This window comes from Streptomyces sp. (assembly GCF_050698815.1).
Taxonomy (GTDB): domain Bacteria; phylum Actinomycetota; class Actinomycetes; order Streptomycetales; family Streptomycetaceae; genus Streptomyces.
In genome coordinates, this window is sequence record NZ_JBOHCV010000452.1 from 1 (window position 1) to 3,766 (window position 3,766).

Annotated in this window: 5 protein-coding genes and 1 pseudogene; 1 reads left to right on the top strand and 5 read right to left on the bottom strand. The window is 69.4% G+C overall.

What is annotated here, in order from left to right:
* Positions 1-329 precede the first annotated feature (329 nt).
* Complete coding sequence (locus ACRDP3_RS16440; RefSeq protein WP_431517705.1) at positions 330-599, top strand: hypothetical protein; 270 nt, start codon at positions 330-332, stop codon at positions 597-599.
* A 123-nt stretch (positions 600-722) separates the two neighbouring features.
* Here the strand turns inward: ACRDP3_RS16440 and mutM are convergent, their stop codons facing one another.
* From mutM to ACRDP3_RS16465, 5 genes and pseudogenes are all read right to left on the bottom strand, one after another.
* A complete protein-coding gene (gene mutM / locus ACRDP3_RS16445) occupies positions 723-1,604 on the bottom strand; it encodes a bifunctional DNA-formamidopyrimidine glycosylase/DNA-(apurinic or apyrimidinic site) lyase (protein ID WP_431517706.1) in 882 nt (293 codons plus the stop codon).
* 77 nt (positions 1,605-1,681) lie between these two features.
* On the bottom strand, positions 1,682-2,509 hold the full coding sequence (gene rnc / locus ACRDP3_RS16450) for a ribonuclease III (protein ID WP_431517707.1): 828 nt from the start codon (positions 2,507-2,509) through the stop codon (positions 1,682-1,684).
* A 19-nt stretch (positions 2,510-2,528) separates the two neighbouring features.
* Entirely contained in the window at positions 2,529-2,702 is a 174-nt protein-coding gene (gene rpmF, locus ACRDP3_RS16455) for a 50S ribosomal protein L32 (protein WP_431517708.1), read from the bottom strand.
* Between the two features lie 2 nt (positions 2,703-2,704).
* Positions 2,705-3,295: a YceD family protein gene (locus tag ACRDP3_RS16460; RefSeq protein WP_431517709.1), complete on the bottom strand. Its 591-nt coding sequence runs from the start codon at positions 3,293-3,295 to the stop codon at positions 2,705-2,707.
* A gap of 158 nt (positions 3,296-3,453) precedes the next feature.
* Positions 3,454-3,766, bottom strand: a pseudogene (locus ACRDP3_RS16465) (hypothetical protein); the annotation flags it as partial.

Sequence of the window (3,766 nt, forward strand, 5' to 3'; positions counted from 1 at the left end):
CTCCTGTCTTCGCCCCGGCTGGCCGCGCCCGGCGGCGCGCCGGCGCCTGCGGGGAATGGAGGAGGGAAACCCGCTGTGGTTGGGGCGGTCGGCTCCACGGTTTTAGGCAGCCACTTTGGGGCGAGCCTCTAAGATCATGGCCCCGATCGGGCAAGACGCGGGCAGGCAGAGGCTGCCCGATCCGCTGGCGAGCGTAAGGGGCCATGATCTCTCGCCCCAAAGCAGCTCCAGCCCAAAACCGCTCCGCCGACCTTGTGCGCAACCATCGCCGACGCTGGTGTGTCTCTCCTGTGACGTGACCGAAAGGGGTCACGCAGGGAGGGGTACCGATGAGCACTCGGAAGGTCTTAACTGTCACGCTCGAATTCGACATGGGGGACCGAAAGATCTATGGCCCACGTGTGAAGGCCGCCTACGAGTCGGCTGTAAGCGCAGCAATCAAGGCAGCCAAGGGGGAGCTGCTGGACGGCAGCGTGTCCACTGTCAGCAGTCGTATGACTTGGGACTATCGCTGGGCCGAAGCCACGACGCAGGACACCGACGTCGAGTTCGGAGACGCGGAATTCGAGTTCGCCGATGAGGATGCATCGGAGCAGTAGGCCGGGCCGTCCCTGGGCCGTGCGAGGGAGCCCAACGGTGACAGATAACGACAGCGGCCAACAGCTAACCCGCAGGTCAGGCTAATGGCCGCTGTCATGTTCCCAAGTCAAAGAGCTGCCGCATCACTTCTTCGGCTTCTGACGACGTGGCCGGGGCGGGGGCTGGCAGCGTGGACAGTAGTAGCTGGAACGGTTCATCCAGGGGCGGCGGCGCATCGGGGTGCCGCAGCGGCGGCAGGGCTCGTCCTCGCGGCCGTACGCGTCCAGGGAGCGGCCGAAGTAGCCCGATTCGCCGTTGACGTTGACGTAGAGACTGTCGAAGCTGGTGCCGCCCTCGGCGAGAGCGGCGTGCATGACGTCGCGGATGTGGCCCAGGAGTTCGAGGGTGCGGGGACGGTTCAGGGTCGCGGTCGGCCGTTCGTAGTGCAGCTTGGCGCGCCAGAGCGCCTCGTCGGCGTAGATGTTGCCGACCCCGCTGATCAGTGACTGGTCCAGCAGCGCCCGCTTGAGCGTGGTACGGCTGCGGCGCAGCGCGGCGTGGAAGGCCGCCTCGTCGAAGGCGGGGTCGAGCGGATCGCGGGCGATGTGCGCGAGCACGTCGGGGATCGCACAGTCCGTGTCCGCGGCATCCGGATGCAGCGACAGACCGCCGAAGGTGCGCTGGTCGACGAAGCGGAGCTCGCCGGCCGCCGGATCCTCGAAGGTGATCCGGACCCGCAGGTGCTTCTCGTCCGCCGTGCCGGCCGGCTGGATGCGGAGCTGTCCGCTCATACCGAGGTGTGCGACGAGGGAGTCGCCGCCGTCGAGAGGCAGCCACAGGTACTTTCCCCGGCGGCGTGCCGGGCCGAACCGCCGTCCCCGCAGCCGGGCTTCGAAGTCGGCCGCACCCGCCACGTGGCGCCGCACGGCGCGCGGGTGCAGCACCTGGGCCCCGGCGACCGTACGGCCGCCGGCCCAGCGCTCCAGCCCGCGGCGCACCACTTCGACCTCGGGCAGCTCGGGCACGGCTTCTCCTCGGAAGAGTGGCGCCCCCGCGGGCCCGTGGGGGCGGATGCGGGAGTCAGGCGCCAGGCAAGGCCCGACTAGGGAGCCTTGGCGCCGGCCGGGGAGCCGTCGGGCGACTCGGCGGCTGCCTGGGACTGCTCCGACGCCGCGCGGATCGCCCGCCAGGCGGTCTCCGCGGCCTCCTGTTCCGCTTCCTTCTTGCTGCGGCCGGTGCCGGTGCCGTACGCGACACCACCGACGCGGGCGGCAGCCGTGAAGACCTTCTCGTGGTCGGGTCCGGTCTCGGTCACCGCGTACTCCGGTACGCCGAGACCCTCCGAGGCGGTGAGTTCCTGGAGGCTCGTCTTCCAGTCCAGGCCCGCCCCGAGGTTCGAGGACTGCTCGATCAGGGGGTCGAAGAGCCGGTGGATGAATTCGCCGGCCGCGTCGAGGCCCTGGTCGAGGTAGACGGCGCCGATCACGGCTTCCAGGGTGTCGGCGAGAATCGACGCCTTGTCCCGGCCGCCGGTGCCCTCCTCGCCCCGCCCGAGCCGGACGAAGGCGCCCAGGTCCAGGCCGCGCGCGACCCTGGCCAGGGCACGCGAGTTGACCACCGCGGCGCGCAGCTTCGCGAGCTGGCCTTCCGGCAGATCGGGGTGTATGCGGTAGAGCGTGTCGGTGACGACCAGGCCGAGGACCGAGTCGCCGAGGAATTCGAGGCGCTCGTTGGTCGGCAGCCCGCCGTTCTCGTACGCGTACGAGCGGTGCGTCAGCGCACGCACCAGAAGGGCGGACTCGAGTACGTACCCGAGCCGCCCTTCCAGAAGCGTGTGGGACGAGGCCGCATCCACCAGATCCGCCGCCGATGCCGCCGGTTCGCCTCCGTCGCGACGGTGAGCGCTGCCCGGGGTGTGGGCGTCTGTCATGAAGCCTGTCACCAGCCGATCAGACCTCGAGGACCTGTCGCTTGTTGTAGGTGCCGCAGCTCGGGCACGCGATGTGCTGCAGCTTCGGCTCCTGGCAGCGCTCGCACTTCACCAGGGTCGGGACCGCAGCCTTCCACTGCGACCGGCGGTGGCGCGTGTTGCTGCGCGACATCTTCCGCTTCGGAACGGCCACGGCTACTTCTCCTCGTCAGCCCCGGCATCGCGGGGCACGTCCTTCTCGCCGTCCTGCATGGTGTCGGCGAGTCCCTGCAGTGCCGCCCAACGGATGTCGACGGCGTCTTCGTGATCGTGCTCCGGGTCGTCCGCCAGGCGTGCTCCGCACTCGGGGCACAGTCCTGGACAGTCGTCCTGGCACACCGGCTGCAGCGGCAGTGCCAGCACCACCGCGTCCCGCAGCATCGGCTCGAGGTCGAAGTAATCGTCCTCGAGCGAGGGGGTGCCCTCCTCCTCGGCGTCGTCGCCGGTGTCCGCACGCGTGCGGCTCCGGTCGTCGGCGTCGGGGTAGGAGAACAGCTCCTGGAAGTCCGCCAGGCATTCCTGCTCCAGCGGCTCCAGACACCTTACGCACTCCCCCTTGAGCGGCGCACGGCCGGTGCCTGTGACAAGCACACCCTCCATGACCGACTCCAGACGGAGGTCGAGCTCGATCGTCGCGTCGTCCGGCACCCCGATGACCTCGACGCCGAGATCACCAGGAGACTTCACCGTGCGGGAGAGCCGCTTCATCAGGCCAGGACGCCGCCCCAGTTCCCGTGTGTCGAACACGAGAGGAGCGCGGGGGTCGAGGCGGGGGTTCAGGGCTTCCTGCTTTCTACGGTGCTTTTCGCCGCCCGGCTCCTGAGATCCGGGCTGCGGTCATCGCCGGGGTACGCGTGACCGAAGAGCAAGGATACTGGACCGCCCGCCCGGGGCCCAATCGAGCCTCAGCCGCCCTGGCCGTACCCCTGCCCGTACCCCTGTCCGTGGCGCGCTTCGTACTGCTCCTCGTACTGACGGACCTGGTCGAGGTCGATCATGCTCGTGTCGAAGAAGCTCGTCTCGTCGAGCTGCTGCTGGGCGTAGGGGTCGGCGTACTGCCCGGCGTAGGGCTGCTGCGCCTGCTGCTGCCCCTGCTGGTGCGCCTGCTGCTGCACGTGCTGGTGCGCCTGCTGCTGCACGTGCTGGTAGGCGTACGGGTCCTGCTGGCCGTAGTACTCGTAGTGCTGCGGCTGCTGGTAGGCGTAGGCGTCCTGCTGC